At 36.7% G+C, this 18,594-nt stretch carries 14 protein-coding genes; 8 read left to right on the top strand and 6 right to left on the bottom strand.

The window, feature by feature from the left end:
- Nucleotides 1–6: 6 nt before the first annotated feature.
- The gene (locus RM573_RS15600; RefSeq protein ID WP_311584113.1) at nt 7–1,245 is read right to left on the bottom strand and encodes a sensor histidine kinase; all 1,239 of its coding nucleotides are present in this window, start codon (nt 1,243–1,245) and stop codon (nt 7–9) included.
- The gene (locus RM573_RS15595) at nt 1,242–1,913 is read right to left on the bottom strand and encodes a response regulator transcription factor (protein ID WP_311584110.1); all 672 of its coding nucleotides are present in this window, start codon (nt 1,911–1,913) and stop codon (nt 1,242–1,244) included. The genes RM573_RS15600 and RM573_RS15595 overlap by 4 nt, the downstream gene beginning before the upstream one ends.
- A 169-nt stretch (nt 1,914–2,082) precedes the next feature.
- Here RM573_RS15595 and prsT point away from each other — a divergent pair, with 169 nt between their 5' ends.
- The gene (gene prsT, locus RM573_RS15590; protein ID WP_311584107.1) at nt 2,083–4,830 is read left to right on the top strand and encodes an XrtA/PEP-CTERM system TPR-repeat protein PrsT; all 2,748 of its coding nucleotides are present in this window, start codon (nt 2,083–2,085) and stop codon (nt 4,828–4,830) included.
- A 96-nt stretch (nt 4,831–4,926) separates the two neighbouring features.
- On the opposite strand, the gene RM573_RS15585 is transcribed toward prsT, so the two are convergent.
- Together RM573_RS15585 and RM573_RS15580 are read right to left on the bottom strand one after the other, a co-directional pair.
- Nucleotides 4,927–5,892, bottom strand: coding sequence for an NAD(P)-dependent oxidoreductase (locus RM573_RS15585; RefSeq protein ID WP_311584104.1), 966 nt, complete (start codon nt 5,890–5,892; stop codon nt 4,927–4,929).
- Nucleotides 5,893–5,954: 62 nt separating this feature from the next.
- A complete protein-coding gene (locus RM573_RS15580) occupies nt 5,955–6,725 on the bottom strand; it encodes a substrate-binding periplasmic protein (RefSeq protein WP_311584101.1) in 771 nt (256 codons plus the stop codon).
- 125 nt (nt 6,726–6,850) lie between these two features.
- On the opposite strand from RM573_RS15580, the gene prmA reads away from it, so the two are divergent.
- From prmA to purD, 6 genes are all read left to right on the top strand, one after another.
- Nucleotides 6,851–7,732, top strand: a complete 882-nt coding sequence (gene prmA, locus RM573_RS15575; RefSeq protein ID WP_311584099.1) for a 50S ribosomal protein L11 methyltransferase — start codon at nt 6,851–6,853, stop codon at nt 7,730–7,732.
- A gap of 206 nt (nt 7,733–7,938) precedes the next feature.
- Nucleotides 7,939–8,904, top strand: a complete 966-nt coding sequence (gene dusB, locus RM573_RS15570) for a tRNA dihydrouridine synthase DusB (protein ID WP_311584096.1) — start codon at nt 7,939–7,941, stop codon at nt 8,902–8,904.
- A 17-nt stretch (nt 8,905–8,921) separates the two neighbouring features.
- Entirely contained in the window at nt 8,922–9,209 is a 288-nt protein-coding gene (gene fis / locus RM573_RS15565; protein ID WP_303449805.1) for a DNA-binding transcriptional regulator Fis, read from the top strand.
- 202 nt (nt 9,210–9,411) lie between these two features.
- The gene (purH, locus tag RM573_RS15560; protein ID WP_311584091.1) at nt 9,412–11,013 is read left to right on the top strand and encodes a bifunctional phosphoribosylaminoimidazolecarboxamide formyltransferase/IMP cyclohydrolase; all 1,602 of its coding nucleotides are present in this window, start codon (nt 9,412–9,414) and stop codon (nt 11,011–11,013) included.
- A 287-nt stretch (nt 11,014–11,300) separates the two neighbouring features.
- The gene (locus tag RM573_RS15555) at nt 11,301–12,113 is read left to right on the top strand and encodes a class I SAM-dependent methyltransferase (protein ID WP_311584088.1); all 813 of its coding nucleotides are present in this window, start codon (nt 11,301–11,303) and stop codon (nt 12,111–12,113) included.
- A 116-nt stretch (nt 12,114–12,229) separates the two neighbouring features.
- Entirely contained in the window at nt 12,230–13,516 is a 1,287-nt protein-coding gene (gene purD / locus RM573_RS15550; RefSeq protein ID WP_311584084.1) for a phosphoribosylamine--glycine ligase, read from the top strand.
- Between the two features lie 77 nt (nt 13,517–13,593).
- Here the strand turns inward: purD and RM573_RS15545 are convergent, their stop codons facing one another.
- A complete protein-coding gene (locus tag RM573_RS15545; protein WP_311584081.1) occupies nt 13,594–14,499 on the bottom strand; it encodes a TIGR03899 family protein in 906 nt (301 codons plus the stop codon).
- Nucleotides 14,500–14,785: 286 nt separating this feature from the next.
- On the opposite strand from RM573_RS15545, the gene RM573_RS15540 reads away from it, so the two are divergent.
- Nucleotides 14,786–17,008, top strand: coding sequence for a bifunctional diguanylate cyclase/phosphodiesterase (locus RM573_RS15540; protein WP_311584078.1), 2,223 nt, complete (start codon nt 14,786–14,788; stop codon nt 17,006–17,008).
- A gap of 105 nt (nt 17,009–17,113) precedes the next feature.
- Here the strand turns inward: RM573_RS15540 and RM573_RS15535 are convergent, their stop codons facing one another.
- The gene (locus RM573_RS15535; protein WP_311584075.1) at nt 17,114–18,289 is read right to left on the bottom strand and encodes an MFS transporter; all 1,176 of its coding nucleotides are present in this window, start codon (nt 18,287–18,289) and stop codon (nt 17,114–17,116) included.
- Nucleotides 18,290–18,594 lie beyond the last annotated feature (305 nt).

Raw genomic sequence — 18,594 nt, 5'->3', positions numbered from 1 at the left:
ATACCGTTAATTTTTGAGTTTAATAGAAATATAAAAGCACTGGGGCTGTGATTGAATATTCACCGACCAGTTAAAAACTTCTACGATGCGATAAATAAGAAAAAGCCCTTGACCAATGCCTTCGCTATTTTCATTTTTTACGCCGGATTTAAATAAAGATTCAGGTTCATTTACATTTGACAATAACGCGTTACTGAAGGTTAATTCATTGTTTTTAAATTCGATATTCAATAGTTTTTCACTGCTATGTTCAATCGCATTATTTATCAGATTATTCATTAATAATTTAAATAAATGTGGATTTGTTTGAATGAATACCTGCTCATCAATTGCAACATTGATTGACATTTTATGCGCTTCAATCGTTTGGTAATTATTTAAGATAGCCTGTTCAATCATGCTGTTCAGTTCACAACGCTCCATGTTCATTGATGAGGTTCTTGCTAACATGAATAATACATTAATCGTGTTTTCAATATCCTGATTTGCTTTTTTTATATGATTAATATCTTGTTGTGATAATGGTCTTTGTTCGGCTAAAGCGATGGCATTTTTTAATACCGTTAAAGGTGTTCTTAACTCGTGACTGACATCACGGGTAAAATGTTTTTCTCGATTGAGTGCTTGTTGCAGCTTGTTCAAATTCTCTTCAAGTGTTTTTGATAAATAGCCTATTTCAAACGGGTAGTGTGGAAATTGATAGGTTTCTGTTTCTTGTTGCTGCAGTTTTAGTTGATGAGCTAAATCAATCACAGGTTTGACGGTTTGTTTACTGATTTTATAAGCAAAAAACATGGCTAATAATAAGAATAAACAAAATACCCCGGTAAAAACGACACTCAAGTTTTTTGACATATTGGTGACTACTAATAACGGGGTTACATTGGCAAGTAAAATATGTGGTGTGTCTTGATTGAGTGAAATGTAAGTTAAATGGAAATGATTGTCAGTGGCCGTAAATATTTCAGTGGCTTTCGGTGATATTTTTAACCTAGCTTGTACTGTTTCGGGTAATTGATTGTTGTTCGAGTAAAGTCGCATAAACTGATAACTCGGTGAAATAATGGTTGAATTTGCTTGATAATGTTGGCGAATATTTTCTGCTTCGGTGTGCAGTAACTTATCGATCAGTTCATCTTCCACCATGTAAGCCATTAAAATAAGTAAGCCAAAGAATATTAAACTTAACAAAACCGTAAAGCTGCCAAAATAAAAAAATACCCGATGTTTAATACTTGTCATCATGTGATGTCCAACTTAAACCCAATATTTAATATTGTTTTCAGTAAAGGTTTATCAAAGGGCTTATCTAAGAGGGAACGTAAACTGTAAATATGCGATTTTAATGCGTCAGTATTGGGTGGGTTATCGCCCCATATTTTATGCATTAACTCGCTTCGAGACACAGGGGTTGGGTGCTGTTGAGCTAGCACTGATAATATTGTAAAACTGGTTGAAGTAAGTGCTAGCTCTTGATGATTCCGGGTCGCTGTTTGCCTGGTTAAATCAATAAAAAGCTCGCCTAGTTGTAATTGTTTTGGTTTGTGTAACATATTACGTCTTGATAACGCTTGGCAACGTAATGCTAACTCTCGTAAATCAACAGGTTTAGTTAAGTAGTCATCGGCGCCTTTATGAAATCCTAACGATTTATCCTCAAAAGTATCTCGCGCCGTTAACATCAAAATCGGTGGCGTTATAGTTGCCTGATTCTTAATGCGTTCACAGAGAGTTAAGCCGTCAATATCAGGTAAATTTAAATCTAATATGATCACATCATAAATATCTTCAAGGGCCAGTTTTTCGCCTAATTTACCTTTATGCGCGTGATCAACTACCCAGTGTTGAAGTGCTAAAAACTCAACGAGCTGTTTGGCGATAGTATTGTTATCTTCGATTAAAAGTATTTTCAAATGTGTACGCGTCTTATCAAGGTAATGAATTAATTTTATCTTAGTTAAAGTGAAGATAAGGTGAAGATTTACAGAGTATTACATGTATCCATAATTATGGTAAAGTTGAAAGCACTTATGTTTAAATTACGATTTGCTTATTTAAATTTAGCGATGAAAAAAGGAACTTATGAAACATTTAATTTATATAATAATTGTTGGCTTGCTATTTTCCTGTAGCAAACAATCAAGTGAAGATCACATGGTTGCGGCGAAAAAGAGTATCGCATCTGAAGATTATAAAGCAGCGGTTATTGAGCTAAAAAATGCCGTTAAAGCTTCACCAACATTAGCAGAAGCAAGATTTTTACTGGGTAAGATGCATCTAAAAAATCTAGATTATCAAAGCGCGGAAAAAGAATTAAATAAAGCGTTGGAATTAAACTATCCTGTAAACGAAGTACTTCCCTTATTGTCGCAAGCTTACCAAAAAACACGTTCTGATGTCGCTTTAATTGGACTTTCACATCAAGAAAATGGTCTGACACCAGAGGAGCAAGCAGAGATTGCTTTTTATAAAATCCAGGCGATGTTTCGCTTAGACCAATCAGAGAAAGCTCAAGCGCTTATTGATGAAGTGCAAAAAACTGATACAGACTCGGTTTTTAAAACGTTAGCCTTAGTTTACTCATTATTGATTGATGAGAAAATTGATGCTGCAAAAATGCAATTAGAAACTATTATCGAGAATGAACCAAAGCAAGCTGATGCCCTGAAGTTACTGGCATTAATTGCGTTGAAAAATGGTGAACAATCATTAGCTGCTGACACATATGGCTCTTATTTAACGTATTACCCTAATGATTTAGAAATAGCGTTTATTAATGCTCGCTTGTTAGTGGAATTGAATCGTACGAAAGAAGCGGAACCAATAATAGATAAATTGCTAGCAATTAATGAAGATAACGGTTTGTTAAATCAATTAAAAGGTATCGCAAGATTTAACGAAAAGGATAATGAAAAAGCATTATTTCATACAGAAAAAGCAATTAGCAAAATGCCATCGGACCCCGCTTTAAGGTTATTAGCAGCCTATAGTGCCTATCGTTTAAAAAATTATGAAATCACTCATCAACATTTATCAATTATTGCTGAAGAATTACCCCCTAATCATGAAGCATTAAGGTTATTAGCCGTCAGTCAATTGCACTTAGGCTTTACTAAAGAAGCAGGCGAAACCGTTAACTCTCTAGAAGAGTTATCAGAGAAAGATAACTCGTTAGTCTCGAGTGTTGGTCTTGCACTGGTAAATAGTGGTGAAGTGAAACAAGCGAGAAATATTCTGAGCAAATCAACTGAGTTAGGGGCAGAAACAGCTGAAGACCTGACTCGTTTAGGGTTATTGAAGCTTTCATTAAATGATGTGGAAGGGATCACGAATTTAGAAACTGCTTTAGATAAAAAACCAGACCAAGAAATCACTCGTAATACTTTAGCAACCGCCTATTTAACTACTCAACAGTTTGATAAAGCAATGACATTGGCTAAACGCTGGAAATCTGCCGATAAACAAGATGAGCAAGCGTATTTATTAGCGGCGAGTGTTTATTTTAAACAAGAAAAGTTTGATCTTGCTAAAGCTGAATATCAGCAAATATTATCATTCAACCCAAAACATGCTGGTGCCAGGCTCGCTTTGGTTGATTTAGCTGCCCGAGAAAAAGACTTTTCAACGGCGAAACGTGAACTAGATACTGTTTTGGCGTCAGAGCCGTCAAATGTTTCTGCTTTAGTGAAGCTGTATCAGTATGAATCTGATCAAGGCGATTCTAGTAAAGCGGTCAATATTATTGAGCAACAAAACCGTGAATTTCCTGAGAATAAAGCTGTGCAATTGTTGCTCGCGAAAGTGTATTTACAAGAAAATATGGCTGAAAAGACCGTTGATTTATTACGTGATTTTGATGAAAAAAATGCGCCTAAAATATATTGGCAAACGTTAGGTCAAGCCTACTTTAAGTTGAAAGACTTTAAAAAAGTTCAAAATCACTATCAAGCTTGGCTAGAAAAAGCGCCTTCTGATCGTGATGCGATTTTGAGTAATTTATTATTGTTAGATAACCAACGTAAATATGAACAAGCGTTAAGTTTGAGTACTCAATATGTTGAAAATTTTCCAAATGATACTGAAATAGCCTTACTCAATATACATTTCTTGCTAATTTCGGGAGATTTTACTTCAGCAAATGCCCAATTAGCGTTAATTCCGGAACCAGCGAAAGCACTACCATTTACCAAAGGGTTGCTTGGGCAATTACAACTAAATCAAAAGCAATATAGTCAAGCATTGGAGAACTTAAACGCAGCCTATAAAGCTCAACCAACTCCTCGCAATGTTAATTTAGTTTATTTTTGTTTAGTTAATTCAGGACAAAAAGAGCAAGGGTATAACTTTTTACAACAACATGTTGAAAACAATACCAATGATGTTGCAAGTTTAATGCATTTAGCACAATTACAAATTGCTAAAGATACTGCCGCGGCTATCAAAAGTTATGAACGGGTGCTCTCGATCACCGATGATAATTTTATTGCTTTGAATAATTTAGCTTATTTTTATTTAGAAGCTAATCAGTTAGACAAAGCGCAACAACACGCGGAAAAAGCACTCGCATTAAAGTCTAATATGGCTGATGTGTTAGACACGGTTGGCCGTATTCATTTAGCGAAAAAAGAATATGAGCCTGCGGTGAAATATTTAACGAAAGCCGTTTCCGAAAATGGGGATAATGAAGAAATTTATTTAAATTATGTTGAAGCGTTATTGTTAAGTAATAATAAAGTGCTTGCGCAAAGAAAAATAAACCAAAAAACCTTTAAAGAGCCAAACTCAATGAAACGAGTGGCAGAGCTAAAGAAAAACTATCAGCTTGATTAACAAAGGTCCGCTTTGCGAAATGAGTTGTTAATTTGAAACCAGCAAAAAAGACCATCGAATTATCTTTGCGATGGTCTTTTGGTTTCAGCGGGTTATTTATATGCCACTGACTAATTCTTTTGTACTGATTTTACTTAACGCTAGGGCAGAATTATGGGGTAAGACATGATGTTCTGCTAAAAGATAGATAACTTTATTGCCTGACTCCGCAAGCTCTATCGCATGTTGATAATTTATCAGCATGGTCGAAGGAACACTTTGTGGAAATTTGTCGGCATCCCGTCGAATGTATTCAATTAAATCGACATTGACTTTTTCATCATAAAAAACGGCATCCGCAAATTGCATTTCTCGATGAGCCGCTAAAGTAAGTTTATCAGGATCACCATCTAAGGTATGAATAAAGGTTATTTCCCCCTGTGGCGGTGGTACTTCTTCATTCAAACTTAGAATAAGCTGTTGCTCTGCTTGCTGTTCGTTACCTTGTAATATGGCATTGCCAATTGCACCACGTAATGTCACTTCCCAAAACGAACGACGATTTCGTATACCTTTGATTCTCGCTTTTACGTGGTCTCTGAATTTCAAGGAAAAATCAGCAAGTTTGCCGTAGCCAGCCGGTAATGTTTTTTCTATTTGTTCGCGTAGCATTCTTAATAAAATTGGCGCACTTCCTGAGCTCGACATGGCAATGATGATTGGCGAACGATCAATAATCGCTGGCGTTATATAACTACAAAGCTCTGGCTGATCAACTACATTGACAAGTATTTTAAGGTTACTGGCTTCTTGAGATATCGCTTGATTAATTGAGGTATTATCCGTTGCGGCAATCACTAAATTAAAGCGAGATAGCAAACCTTGTTGATAGTTGTGGTTTAGCCATTGCAGATCATTTGTCTTAATTAAACGGTCAACACTTGGGCTAAGTTGTTCACTCATAATGGTGATATTTGAAGTAGTCTTTAACAGTAATTCTATTTTACGTGCAGCGACATCTCCTCCACCAATGATAATTGCTTCGATTTTATCTGACGTTAAAAATACAGGAAAATAATTCATACTATGGGGTGAACTTTTAATTAGTTTAAGTTTGGGTCGAAAATAGCTTAATTAAAGCCTCATCATGATTGTGGAGAATTTAACTGCCATTTTGTCATTATTTGATGATAACGACCATCAGCTTTTATCGCATCAAAACTGGCTTTTACTTTATTAATAACTGTTTTGTCGGTAGCTAAATGAGCGGCTAAATAAAGATCTGAAGCGAAGTCATTAATTTCGTACACGAGTGCCACTTTAGCAGGGTCAAAAGAGGCTCCCAGTATTTCATGTCGCCAGATAATACTGTTGGTAAATACTAAATCTGTTTTACCAGTATAAAGCTGGCTCCAAAGGGCCGGATATTTATTACTGACATAAAGGTTTTTTTTATGAGTAAAGCCTTTATTTAAAAGGTAATTTTCTGCTAAATCGTGTCTAATTGCTCCAACAACATATTGTTTGGCTTGTTCTATACTGCTGACTTGAATATTTGAATTGGCCTTTAACGCAGCGAAATACGATTTTATGGTAAATAATTTTCCGATCCAGATGAACTTTTCTTCCCGTTCATCACTTCTAAGCATGGAAAAAATAAAGGTATTGGGTTTTTTAGTCGCCTGTTCATAACTTCTAGCCCAAGGATAAATAGAGATTTTTGCATCGATACCTGAATCTGCAATGATTAACTTTACAAGCTCAATTAGCGCGCCCGTTGGCGGTTGCTTTCCGCCATCAATTTGAAGTGGCGGGAGATCTTCAGTAACAAACTGAACTCTTTGATTGGCGTAAATGCCGAAAGCAGAGGAAGTAATAGTTAACAATACAATAATTGTTAATATACGTAATAACACAATATTGTTTTCCTTCACTCCATTATTTAATCCTTTTATATTGTCTCGCGATAAGCCAAATAGCAATCAATTTTTATAACGATAAGTGATAAACTGTCGCTAATATTAATGAGTAGAGTAAAAAAATGCCTTGGATACAGCTTCGATTAAGTGCAGATGAAGAAACCGCTGAGAAATATAGTGATTGGTTAATGGCATGTGGTGCTCAAGCAGTCACTTTTATTGATGCCAAAGACACCCCTATTTATGAACCGTTACCTGGCGACGAAGTCGTTTATTGGTCAAATACAGTGGTAATGGGGTTATATGATGCCAGTAGTGACATGGATAAAGCCATTGCTTACCTACAAAGCATTCATCCTGACAAACAAGCCATGCGTTATAAACTTGAACAGTTAGAAGATAAAGACTGGGAACGTGAATGGATGGATAATTTTCATCCGATGAAATTTGGTCAACGCTTATGGATTTGTCCTAGCTGGCGTGATGTGCCTGAGCCTGATGCCATTAATGTGATGTTAGATCCTGGTTTAGCTTTTGGAACGGGTACGCATCCAACCACCGCCTTATGTTTAACATGGTTAGATGGACTGGATCTTACGGATAAAACCGTCGTCGATTTTGGTTGTGGTTCAGGCATTTTATCCTTAGCGGCATTGAAACTTGGCGCTAAAAAAGTGGTTGGCATTGATATTGACCCACAAGCGCTGCAAGCCAGTCGAGAAAATGCTAAGCGAAATAACGTTGAAGATAGACTGGAATTATATTTGCCTGAAGATCAGCCTCATTTTAAAGCAGATGTTGTTGTCGCCAATATTTTAGCAGGGCCGTTGCGCGAATTAGCCCCAACAATTATTGAATTTGTAGGTGATAAAGGACTGTTGGCACTTTCAGGTGTTTTAGAAGAACAGGCTCAAGAATTACAACAAATTTATGGTCAATGGTGTGAAATGGATCCTGTTGCGGTTCAAGAAGAATGGGTGAGACTGTCAGGAAGAAGAAAGTAAAACGAAAACCGTCAAAATTTTTTTGTAAATCGTGTGCAGATTTTGTTAACTATTTGTACAAAATCTGCACACATCAATAGTTTGCAAAATGTCAATATTAAAATGATGAAAAAAAGTCATTTTTGTTCAATTTATATGCTTTGCAATCTGAAAAAAAACGCGTAAACTTAGCGCCCTTTTGAAAGGTAGCTCAAAAAAACAACAGCGTGAAGATAGGTTCATATTCTTTAGCGAGTAATACAATGCTCGCACCCATGGCAGGAATCACTGACCAACCGTTTCGACAATTATGTTGTCAAATGGGGGCAGGGCTTGCAGTATCAGAAATGGTGTCTGCTAACCCTAAAGTTTGGAAAACTGAAAAATCTAAACGACGTTTAATTCATGGAAATGAAGCTGGCATTTGTTCTGTGCAAATCGCGGGTTCTGATCCACAAGAGTTAGCTTTTGCTGCACAAGTTAATGTTGATAATGGTGCTCAAATCATTGATATCAATATGGGTTGTCCAGCAAAAAAGGTAAATAAAAAATTAGCGGGTTCAGCGTTATTGAAAGAGCCTATTTTAGTCGAACAGATTATTAAAGCTGTTGTGAATGAAGTAGCTGTGCCAGTCACGTTAAAGATTCGCACCGGATGGTGTGACAATACCCGCAATGGTATCGAAATAGCAAAAATTGCTGAACATAATGGTATTCAATCCTTAGCTGTTCATGGTCGTACTCGCAACGACTTTTATAAAGGAGAAGCTGAGTACGACACCATTAAAGCAATTAAAAAAGCTGTTTCAATTCCTGTGGTAGCCAATGGTGATATCACCAGTGCTATAAAAGCATCACAAGTGCTTGATTACACAGGGGCTGATGCCATTATGATTGGTCGAGGAGCTCAAGGGCGTCCATGGATTTTCAGAGAAATTAATCATTTTTTTGAAACAGGCCAACTATTAGATCCACCCTCATTGGAAGAGATACGCTCAATCATGATTGAGCATGTAAATGGATTACACAAGTTTTATGGTGACTTTATGGGTGTAAGATTTGCCCGTAAGCACGTTTCTTGGTACATGCAAACGCTTGACCCAGAAAAACAGTTTCGTTCTATTTTTAATGCCTTAGAGTCTGAGCAAGAACAACTCGAAGCATTAACTAGATATTTTGATAATTTAATTTAAGAAAGAGTCTGAACTTTATGTTTGAACAAAATATTTCATCTCCATTCGTTACCGGTAACATGCAAACTCAAGCAGAGGCATCACCTTTACGCAGCCAAGCTAAAATTGCTATTAGCAACTACTTATCTCAATTAAATGGTAATGATGTTGACGATATGTATGACCTTGTACTTTCAGAAATTGAAGCGCCAATGCTTGAAGAAGTGATGAAGTATACTCGCGGTAACCAAACTCGCGCAGCTAATTTACTAGGTATCAACCGTGGTACTTTACGTAAGAAGCTTAAAAAATACGGTATGAACTAAAAACTCGCAGGTTAGCCTGCATTGAAAAAGCACCTTAGGGTGCTTTTTTACTTATTGATAGTTGAAGATGTTAGCGCATACGAAAACTTTCACTAAACTGTACAAAGATCATCACGGACGAAATACCATTTTAGGTATAAATGCCAAGGACATATGTCAAAGGCCAGACTAATAACTCATTTTAAAGGTAAATGAAAAAGCAATGGATACTCCACGCCCAATCAAACGCGCACTTTTAAGTGTATCTGACAAAACTGGTATTGTAGATTTCGCTCGTCAACTCGCTCAAAAAGGCGTTGATATTTTATCAACCGGTGGTACCGCTAAACTATTAGCAGATAACGGCATAAAAGTGACGGAAGTTTCAGAGCACACAGGTCATCCAGAAATTATGGACGGTCGTGTAAAAACATTACATCCAAAAATCCATGGTGGCATTTTAGCCCGTCGTGGCACAGATGAAGGTGTGATGGCTGAAAATAACATTGATGCAATTGATATGGTTGTAGTGAATTTATACCCATTTGCAAACACAGTAGCAAAAGCAGGCTGTTCTTTAGAAGATGCGGTTGAAAACATTGATATTGGTGGTCCAACTATGGTTCGAGCAGCAGCAAAAAATCATAAAGATGTCACTATCATAGTAAATGCTGCTGATTATGATCGTGTTATTGCTGAAATGAATAATAATGACGACTCATTAACCTATAAAACTCGTTTTGATTTAGCGATTGCAGCTTATGAACACACGGCTTCATACGATGGCATGATCGCTAACTATTTTGGTCAAATGTTATCGGCACATGGCGAAGAAGCGAGTGAAGTAAATTTCGAAGAAAAAAATAAATTCCCTCGTACCTTCAATAGTCAGTTTATTAAAACGCAAGATTTACGCTACGGTGAAAACTCGCATCAAGATGCGGCTTTTTATGTTGAAGCAAATCCTGAAGAAGCATCTGTGTCTACGGCGAAACAAGTACAAGGTAAAGCACTTTCTTACAACAACATCGCTGACACCGATGCAGCATTAGAGTGTGTGAAAGAATTTGATGAAGCGGCCTGTGTTATTGTTAAACATGCCAACCCTTGTGGTGTTGCTATTGGTGATAATATTTTAGCAGCTTATGAGCAAGCCTTTAAAACTGATCCTACTTCAGCATTTGGTGGCATTATTGCTTTTAACCGAGAATTAGACGCCGATACTGCCGAAGCTATTGTTTCACGTCAATTTGTTGAAGTGATCATTGCTCCAAGCATTTCTGAAGCGGCGGCTCAAATTGTTGCAGCTAAGCCGAATGTTCGTTTACTTGAGTGTGGCCAATGGACTACGCAAACAACGGGATTAGATTATAAACGCGTAAATGGCGGTTTATTAGTACAAGATCGAGACCAAGGAAAAGTAGCCGCAAGCGATTTAAAAGTGGTGACTAAACGTCAACCAACAGAAGATGAAATGCGCGACTTACAATTTTGTTGGAAAGTTGCTAAATACGTGAAATCGAACGCGATTGTTTATGTAAAAAATAGCATGACAATAGGTGTAGGTGCCGGGCAAATGAGCCGTGTTTATTCTGCTAAAGTTGCGGGCATTAAAGCCGCAGATGAAAACTTAGAAGTGGCTGGTTCTGTAATGGCGTCTGACGCTTTCTTCCCATTCCGTGATGGCCTAGATGCTGCTGCTGAAGCAGGTATTACCGCGGTGATTCAACCAGGTGGTTCAATGCGTGATGACGAAGTAATCGCCGCTGCAGACGAACATAACATAGCAATGGTGTTCACCGGAATGCGTCACTTCCGTCACTAATTTTCAGCTGTTGTCGTTAAATAGAACTACTTTCATTGTTGAAAGTGCTCACCTAGTAAACTAGGCTCCGCGCTTCCGCCTTGAAATTAGTTCTATTAACTTAAACAGCTAATAAATTAGAAATACAGCAAAGATGGTTAAGCTAAATAAACAAAAGTACACACTTTGTTTGCGGTGAAGAAATTATTTTTGTCGACGAGTGAATGAATATCATTCTGTTCTTGTTCTTATAATCTGTTATAAATAGTTTAGTCATTTATTCACATTAATCATTTATGGAAGATCACATGAAAACAATAAAAACCTTTATCGCCGCATCACTTGTTAGTTTATCAATGGCATCAGTTAGTTATGTTCAAGCTGGCAGTGATAAATTAGCCCACGCTATTGCTGGTGAGCATCGCTCTGCAGAAAACAAAGCACGTGATCAATATCGTCACCCTAAAGAAACTCTAGAATTCTTAGGCTTTCAGCCAACTATGACCGTGGTTGAAATTACCCCCGGTGGTGGTTGGTATACTGAAATTTTGGCTCCCGCATTGAAAGGTACTGGCAAATTAATTGGCGCGCACTACCCAGATACAGGTGAAGACAATTATTACAGTAACTCTCGAAAACGATTAGAAAAGAAACTGGCTAGTAATGATGTGTTTAGCGAAGTGGAATTGTCGAATTTTGTTCCGAAAAAAGCCAGTGAGTTAGCGCCTGCTGCAACAGCAGATATGGTATTAACTTTCCGTAATTTACATAACTGGGGTGAAGAGGGCGTTCAACAAGTTTTTATTGATGCTTTTAAGGCGCTAAAACCTGGTGGTATCTTAGGTGTGGTTGAGCACCGTTTACCAGAAGGCGTTGCTGCTAACGATATGAATCGTGGTTATGTTTCTGTAGAAACTACTATTGCACAAGCAAAAGCGGCTGGTTTTGATCTTGCAGGTTCAAGTGAAGTTAATGCTAATCCGAAAGATAAAGCCAGTTACGAAAAAGGTGTGTGGACTTTACCACCAAGTCTTGCGTTAGGTGACAAAGATAAAGAAAAGTATTTAGCCATCGGTGAAAGTGACCGTATGACATTAAAATTTGTTAAAAGTGCTAAATAACTCATTTTAAAATAATAGTGCAACTAATAATTAGCACTCATAAATAATGGCTCAATATTTTAAAGCGAATAAAATGTTGGGCCAGTTTTTTACATCAATTTTAGGAAAATAGTTAAATGAATGTTTTGGTAATTGGTAGTGGTGGTCGTGAACATGCATTGGCATGGAAAGCTGCACAATCTTCTCAAGTCGAAAAAGTGTTTGTTGCTCCAGGAAATGCGGGTACTGCAACTGAGAGTAAATTAGAGAATGTTGCAATATCAGTAGGTGACATACCTGCCTTAGTTGAATTTGCTAAAACTCAAAACATTACCTTAACAATTGTTGGTCCAGAACAACCGCTAGTCGATGGTGTTGTTGATGCGTTTCAAGCACAAGGGTTAACTATTTTTGGTCCTAGTGCTAAAGCGGCTCAGCTTGAAGGATCTAAGGCATTCACTAAAGATTTTCTTGCAAGAAATAATATCCCTACAGGTTGGTACCAAAATTTCACTGAAATAGAACCTGCGTTAGCATATGTGCGCGAAAAAGGTGCGCCAATTGTAATTAAGGCTGATGGTTTAGCGGCAGGTAAAGGTGTAATTGTCGCCATGACCTTAACAGAAGCTGAAGATGCGATTAAAGATATGTTAGCGGGCAACGCTTTTGGTGATGCTGGACATCGTGTTGTTATCGAAGAATTTTTAGCGGGTGAAGAAGCAAGCTTTATTGTCATGGTTGACGGAACAAATGTCCTTGCGATGGCCACTAGCCAAGATCATAAACGTGCTTTCAATAATGATGAAGGTCCAAATACTGGCGGTATGGGAGCTTATTCTCCAGCGCCTGTTGTTACGCCAGAAATTCATCAACGTATTATGAATGAAGTGATATATCCGACCGTTGAAGGTATGGCAAAAGAAGAGGCTCCTTATACCGGCTTTTTATACGCAGGTTTGATGATTGATGCTGACGGCACACCAAAAGTGATTGAGTATAATTGCCGATTTGGTGATCCAGAAACACAGCCAATTATGATGCGTTTGAAAACCGATATCGTTGAACTTTGTTTATCTGCTTGTAAAGGCGAATTAGACAAAGCGACGATAGATTTTGATCCTCGTCCTGCCGTTGGTGTTGTATTAGCGGCTGGCGGATACCCAGGTAGTTATGCGAAAGGTAAAGTGATCAGTGGTTTAGACACTAATGTAAAAGAAGATAGAAAAACCTTCCATGCCGGTACCGCAAATGACAAGGGTGAAGTAGTTACGGCAGGTGGCCGAGTACTTTGTGCCACGGCATTAGGACAAACTGTCACTGAAGCACAAAAAGCTGCTTATGAATTATTGCATGAGATTAGCTGGGAAGACGTGCAATTTAGAACGGATATTGCTTACCGTGCAATCGCTCGTGAGCAAAGTTAACCATTAAACTAGCATCACTTTAAGTTGAAGAGTTTGATTAAAAATCCGATGTATATGCATCGGATTTTTTATGCAGTTTAATAATTGACTTGAAACAAGCTGGAAGTTTCTTGTTTTAAAAGGTGCAGATATTTTTTCTCTGGATTGTCAGCAATCAATTGAGCTAATTCAGTACCGATTGGCGTAAACTTATAAAAAGTTAGTAAGCTATTATTTTTATTTGCTTTTAGCGATAAATTTATGCCGTTGAAGACAAATGAAATATTCTCACCAGCAGCAATAGGAGCTGTTTCTGTTTCTTGAATAAAAATAAGGTGATTATCTGCCAAAGTGAGTAGCTCTGCATATGAAAGACCAAATGGACTTAAATTTATTCTGTGCTCTCTATCTTTACTAAAAAAATTAAATAATCCAGGCGTTTGAGAAGCGCCTGAAATAATACGCATACTTTTATTTGATTGATCTTTTATTGCAATCGCACACGCTTTAGCGAGCAATTTAGCTTCGTTAATACTCATTGTTTTGAATGCTTGTAACGATTTAAGCGAAAAACTACCCGGCGATGATATTTCACCGGCTAAAATTTTTGCCCATAAATCTTGCATAGTTTTATTGCTAACATCTTCGGCCAAATTAATAAAATTATTAAACCAATCTTGATCGGCTCGGTCGGCGACTTCTTCATCCGAGCAATATTGAATAGCTCGTTGAATAATATGTTCGAGGTTTTGCTGTTTTCTTAAATGTGTGATGCGCTCTCGTTTTTTAGATCTTTCTTCTATTGGAGGTTGCTTTTCAAGCGGAAGTAAAGCGCCATCAATGACAAATTGTTTAGCTAATCCCATCAGTTGCATTTGCGTAGAAGGGTTAGCAGCACTTTGAGTCTGACTTTTCGTGTTCTTTTCAGGTGCGGTTATCACTGACTTTTCATTTTCTACTGACAGGGTGATTGGGCTAGCGGTTGAAGTTTTGCTGACTTTCATTCTAACGTCCTAAGGTACGCCAATAGTACATTTATTATTTTAGTATCACTTTGATTATTTAATTTGTCTATCACTAAAAATTTTTATAGGCAATTATCGATAATTCACCTAATATTTACTTGTTAGTGTGAAACACTGAAAAATTAATCATTAATTATGAATGATTTGTTGAATATTCTGTCACTCACTTTTATTATGTTAATATGGGTCTTGGAACCAAGAATAAAAAAACTAGTTAAAAGTCACTGAAATTAAAATGGTTTAATTGCCATTTCTTGAGGATTATATGCAGGCTTCTGAGGAAACTAACGACGATTTTTTGTTTATCGATGATAGTGATGAAGATGAAATACTAGAGAACTCAACAAGCAATACTTGGAAAGTATTAATTGTTGATGATGATCCCGAAATACACTCGGTCACTCAGCTTGCGTTGTCAGACCTAGTCGTTTTAGGTCAACGTTTAGAATATATTCATGCCTACTCAGGTAAAGATGCTTGTCAACAAATTGAACAACATGATGATATTGTCTTAGTTTTATTAGATGTTGTCATGGAAACTGATGATGCAGGATTAAATGTAGTTAAACACATTCGTGAAACGTTATCCCGTCAAGATATTCGTATTGTGTTACGCACCGGTCAGCCGGGCTATGCGCCAGAAGAAAGTGTCATTAAAGATTATGATATTAATGATTACAAAACGAAAACTGAATTAACCCGCCGAAAATTAGTTACTACTGTTTACGCTGCTATTCGCTCTTATCAACAAATTGAAACCGTCACGCAAAACCGCATAGGTCTTGAAAAAATCATAGGCGCGGCAGCCGACTTGTTAGAATTACATTCCGTTAAAGAATACGCAGATGGCGTGTTATCACAACTACAATTATTAAGTGATAGTGAGTTTAGTGTATTTTGCGCTAGAGGGCAGGGGATAGTTGATGGTGCTGATGATTTAAGCTTATATATTTTAGGTCATCAAGGTTTGTCTGCAGATAAAACAAAACAGAAATTAGATGCACTGAATAATAATTTCGCTCAAAAGCAGATCACGAGCTGTTTCCAGCAGAAACAACATTTATTTACTGATGAAAATATTAGTTTATATCTCTCAAGTGGTGGTTTTAGAGCGGTTATATATATTGAGTTAAATAGCCCTGTTAATGATATTGATAAGCAATTGATCGAAGTATTTCTGACAAATATTTCAATCGGGTATGAAAATGTACACTTATTCCAAAAGCTTAGAGACGCGGCTTATAAAGATTGGTTAACTGATTTACCCAATCGATTAGAATTTGTTAATTTACTAGATGACTTTGCGCAAAGTAATGAGCAAGATTTAGTTGCTGGTTTAATCGATATTAATCATTTTAGTGATATTAATGATGGCTTAGGGCAAGACTTAGGTAATCAACTCTTATTAGCTGTCACCGAACGAATGAAAGCTATGGGGGGGAATTGTCAATTTGCCCGAGTTGGCGCTGATGTTTTTGGTATTATTGGACCTGCTGATTGTCTCACCCCTGAAAATTTAAATAATTTATTTAAACAAGCCTTTTCTGCCGGTGAGCAATACTTACCCATCAATGCTTGTTTTGGTTTATGCCATAAAGATGATGCAGGCTCACGTGGCGTGAAAGTGTTAAATCAAATCAATATTGCATTAAATTTAGCTAAGAAGAGTAATCAAGAGCATTTTGTTTATTATAAACAAGAAATGGAAGATAAAACGTTATGGCGATTAGGTATGATCCGTCAGTTACGTACAGATTTTGCAGAAAACCGTTTAGAGCTTTGGTATCAACCACAATTAAACCTCAACTCTGGCAAAGTGATTGGCGCCGAAGCACTTTTACGCTGGCGAACTGCCGATGGACAGTTTATTTCTCCAGCCGTCTTTATTCCTTTAGCGGAATATTCTGGGCTTATTATTGAAATCGGTGATTGGGTAATCAAACAAGCTTGTAAGCAAATTAAAAGTTTAGAAAAACAATCATTTAATGACGTTAGTATTTCAGTAAACGTTTCAATTCCTCAATTTAAACGTGAAAATTTTGTAAGCAGTATTATTGATGCAATAAAGCATTATCAAGTCAATCCAAGTAAGTTAGAGCTTGAAATTACAGAAAACATTTTGATGGATGAACCTCAGATTGTTATTGATGCATTAAATCAAGTAAAAGCTGAAGGTATTAGTATCGCTTTAGATGATTTTGGTACCGGGTACTCATCTTTAAGCTATTTACAGAAACTCCCGTTAGATCGCTTAAAAGTTGATCGCTCATTTGTTATCGACATTGCAAAACCAGGTCAATCAATTATCGCTGACACTATTATTAATCTTGGCAAACAAATGGACTTAAAAGTCATTGCTGAGGGGATAGAAGATAAAGATCAGGAAGCACATTTGAAATCTCAAGCTTGCGATGAAGTACAAGGTTTCTTTTACGCTAAACCTATGCCTGCTGATGAGTTCTTGGCGTTTTTAAAGAATAACTCTTAATGATTCCTAACAAAATGTAATGGGCTTAACACATAGCAAACCCAATAAAAGTTGTGTCGTTTTTCTAAAAAATGACACAACTTTTTTTTCGGCATTTTTGGCGCATTAACTTTCTTGAAATTTAAGTTCAATGCCCTGTTTTGGTGTTGTTGGAATTAAATGCGCTAAACATAACGAACAAAAAGCAAAGCCAGCGCCGACATAAAATACCCAAGAAGAGTTAATAATCCATACCATGCCTAATAAAGCTGGAATTACTACTGCAGCAATATGGTTAATAGAAAAACTCACACCAGCACTTGAAGCAATATCTTCAGGTTTAGCAATTTTTTGAAAATAGGTTTTAATCGCAATGGCTAATGCGAAAAACAAATGGTCAATAACATAGAGGACGGCTGCGACAGTGGAGTTTTCAACTAAGCCATAAGCGATAAACAGTGTGATCAAGCCAATGTACTCAAATTTTAAAATTCGTCGTTCACCAATAATTCCAATTAATTTGCCAATTCGAGCGGCAAACAGCCAATTGAAAATATAATTTATTAGAAATAAAGCACTAATATCAGCCACGCTATATCCAAATTTTTCAACCATTAAAAAGCCAGCGAAAACAACAAATATTTGTCTGCGTGCACCACTGAAAAATGTTAAAGCGTAAAATAACCAATATCGCTTTCTTAGGATCAGTTTTTTATCTTGTTCAACATGAACAGGGAACTGTTTAAAAGTCAGGGCTAAGAATAAGGTAAATATTATCGCGATACCGCCAAATAAAGTGTAGGTGGCTTGATATGACCACGTAAATTTTTCCATTAATAGCCAAATACTGCTAAAAGCTAATAGAGATGCCGCAGACTTTGCCGATAACATTCTTCCCATGAAATGCGCAGTATTGTCTTTATTTATCCATTGCAGAGTTAAGGATTGATTAACGGTTTCAAAGTAATGAAACCCTACCGACATAATAACTGTAGTGATATATAAGCCGTAGACACTTGGAAAATAACCTGTAGCAGCAACGCCAAAGGCGGTAATAAATAGCGAAATAATTGCCAATTTTTGTTCTTTTACAAAAAGTAAGAGATAAATAACCGTAAAAGCTAAAAAGCCAGGTACCTCACGTAAACTTTGTAAGATACCGATTTCTTTCCCAGTGAAATGTGCTTTTTCTATAACAAAGTTATTAAGTAGTGCCATCCAAACAGAGAAAACGAGCGGCATAATAAATGCCATGGCAAGCAAAAGGTTTTCGGGGCGTTGGGTGATCTTAGATAAATTCATATCAATCTTGAGAGAAAAATAAAATATATTTTACGGTAAATCACCAGTATTACCTATTTATATTGTTGTTTATTTGTACTCGAATTTCATTATATCTAATACAGTTAATATATTTATTTCTATTAATCAGTTAGTTGTATAAAAAAGGTTGATTATAATTTCTATAACATAATATTTTTTCATACGTATATTTAAAACGCTTGTTTAAATTTATTGCTTTTAGTTTTCTTTCAAGGCACACTCAATCGACTATTATTAAAAGCACAACTATTAACCCCTAATTTTACGTTAATGAAAAGTGAGGA

It is taken from the genome of Thalassotalea castellviae, assembly GCF_031846185.1.
In the GTDB taxonomy this organism is placed as follows: domain Bacteria; phylum Pseudomonadota; class Gammaproteobacteria; order Enterobacterales; family Alteromonadaceae; genus Thalassotalea_H; species Thalassotalea_H castellviae.
The sequence above is the reverse complement of the archived record's forward strand: the minus strand, read 5'-3'. Positions and strand labels throughout refer to the sequence as shown.

What these genes read in the sequence shown, in the direction of transcription:
- RM573_RS15600 (WP_311584113.1), bottom strand. Translation starts at nt 1,245, where the DNA reads ATGATGACAAGTATTAAACATCGGGTATTTTTTTATTTTGGCAGCTTT.
- prsT (WP_311584107.1), top strand. Translation starts at nt 2,083, where the DNA reads ATGAAACATTTAATTTATATAATAATTGTTGGCTTGCTATTTTCCTGT.
- RM573_RS15585 (WP_311584104.1), bottom strand. Translation starts at nt 5,892, where the DNA reads ATGAATTATTTTCCTGTATTTTTAACGTCAGATAAAATCGAAGCAATT.
- prmA (WP_311584099.1), top strand. Translation starts at nt 6,851, where the DNA reads ATGCCTTGGATACAGCTTCGATTAAGTGCAGATGAAGAAACCGCTGAG.
- fis (WP_303449805.1), top strand. Translation starts at nt 8,922, where the DNA reads ATGTTTGAACAAAATATTTCATCTCCATTCGTTACCGGTAACATGCAA.
- purH (WP_311584091.1), top strand. Translation starts at nt 9,412, where the DNA reads ATGGATACTCCACGCCCAATCAAACGCGCACTTTTAAGTGTATCTGAC.
- RM573_RS15555 (WP_311584088.1), top strand. Translation starts at nt 11,301, where the DNA reads ATGAAAACAATAAAAACCTTTATCGCCGCATCACTTGTTAGTTTATCA.
- purD (WP_311584084.1), top strand. Translation starts at nt 12,230, where the DNA reads ATGAATGTTTTGGTAATTGGTAGTGGTGGTCGTGAACATGCATTGGCA.
- RM573_RS15545 (WP_311584081.1), bottom strand. Translation starts at nt 14,499, where the DNA reads ATGAAAGTCAGCAAAACTTCAACCGCTAGCCCAATCACCCTGTCAGTA.
- RM573_RS15540 (WP_311584078.1), top strand. Translation starts at nt 14,786, where the DNA reads ATGCAGGCTTCTGAGGAAACTAACGACGATTTTTTGTTTATCGATGAT.
- RM573_RS15535 (WP_311584075.1), bottom strand. Translation starts at nt 18,289, where the DNA reads ATGAATTTATCTAAGATCACCCAACGCCCCGAAAACCTTTTGCTTGCC.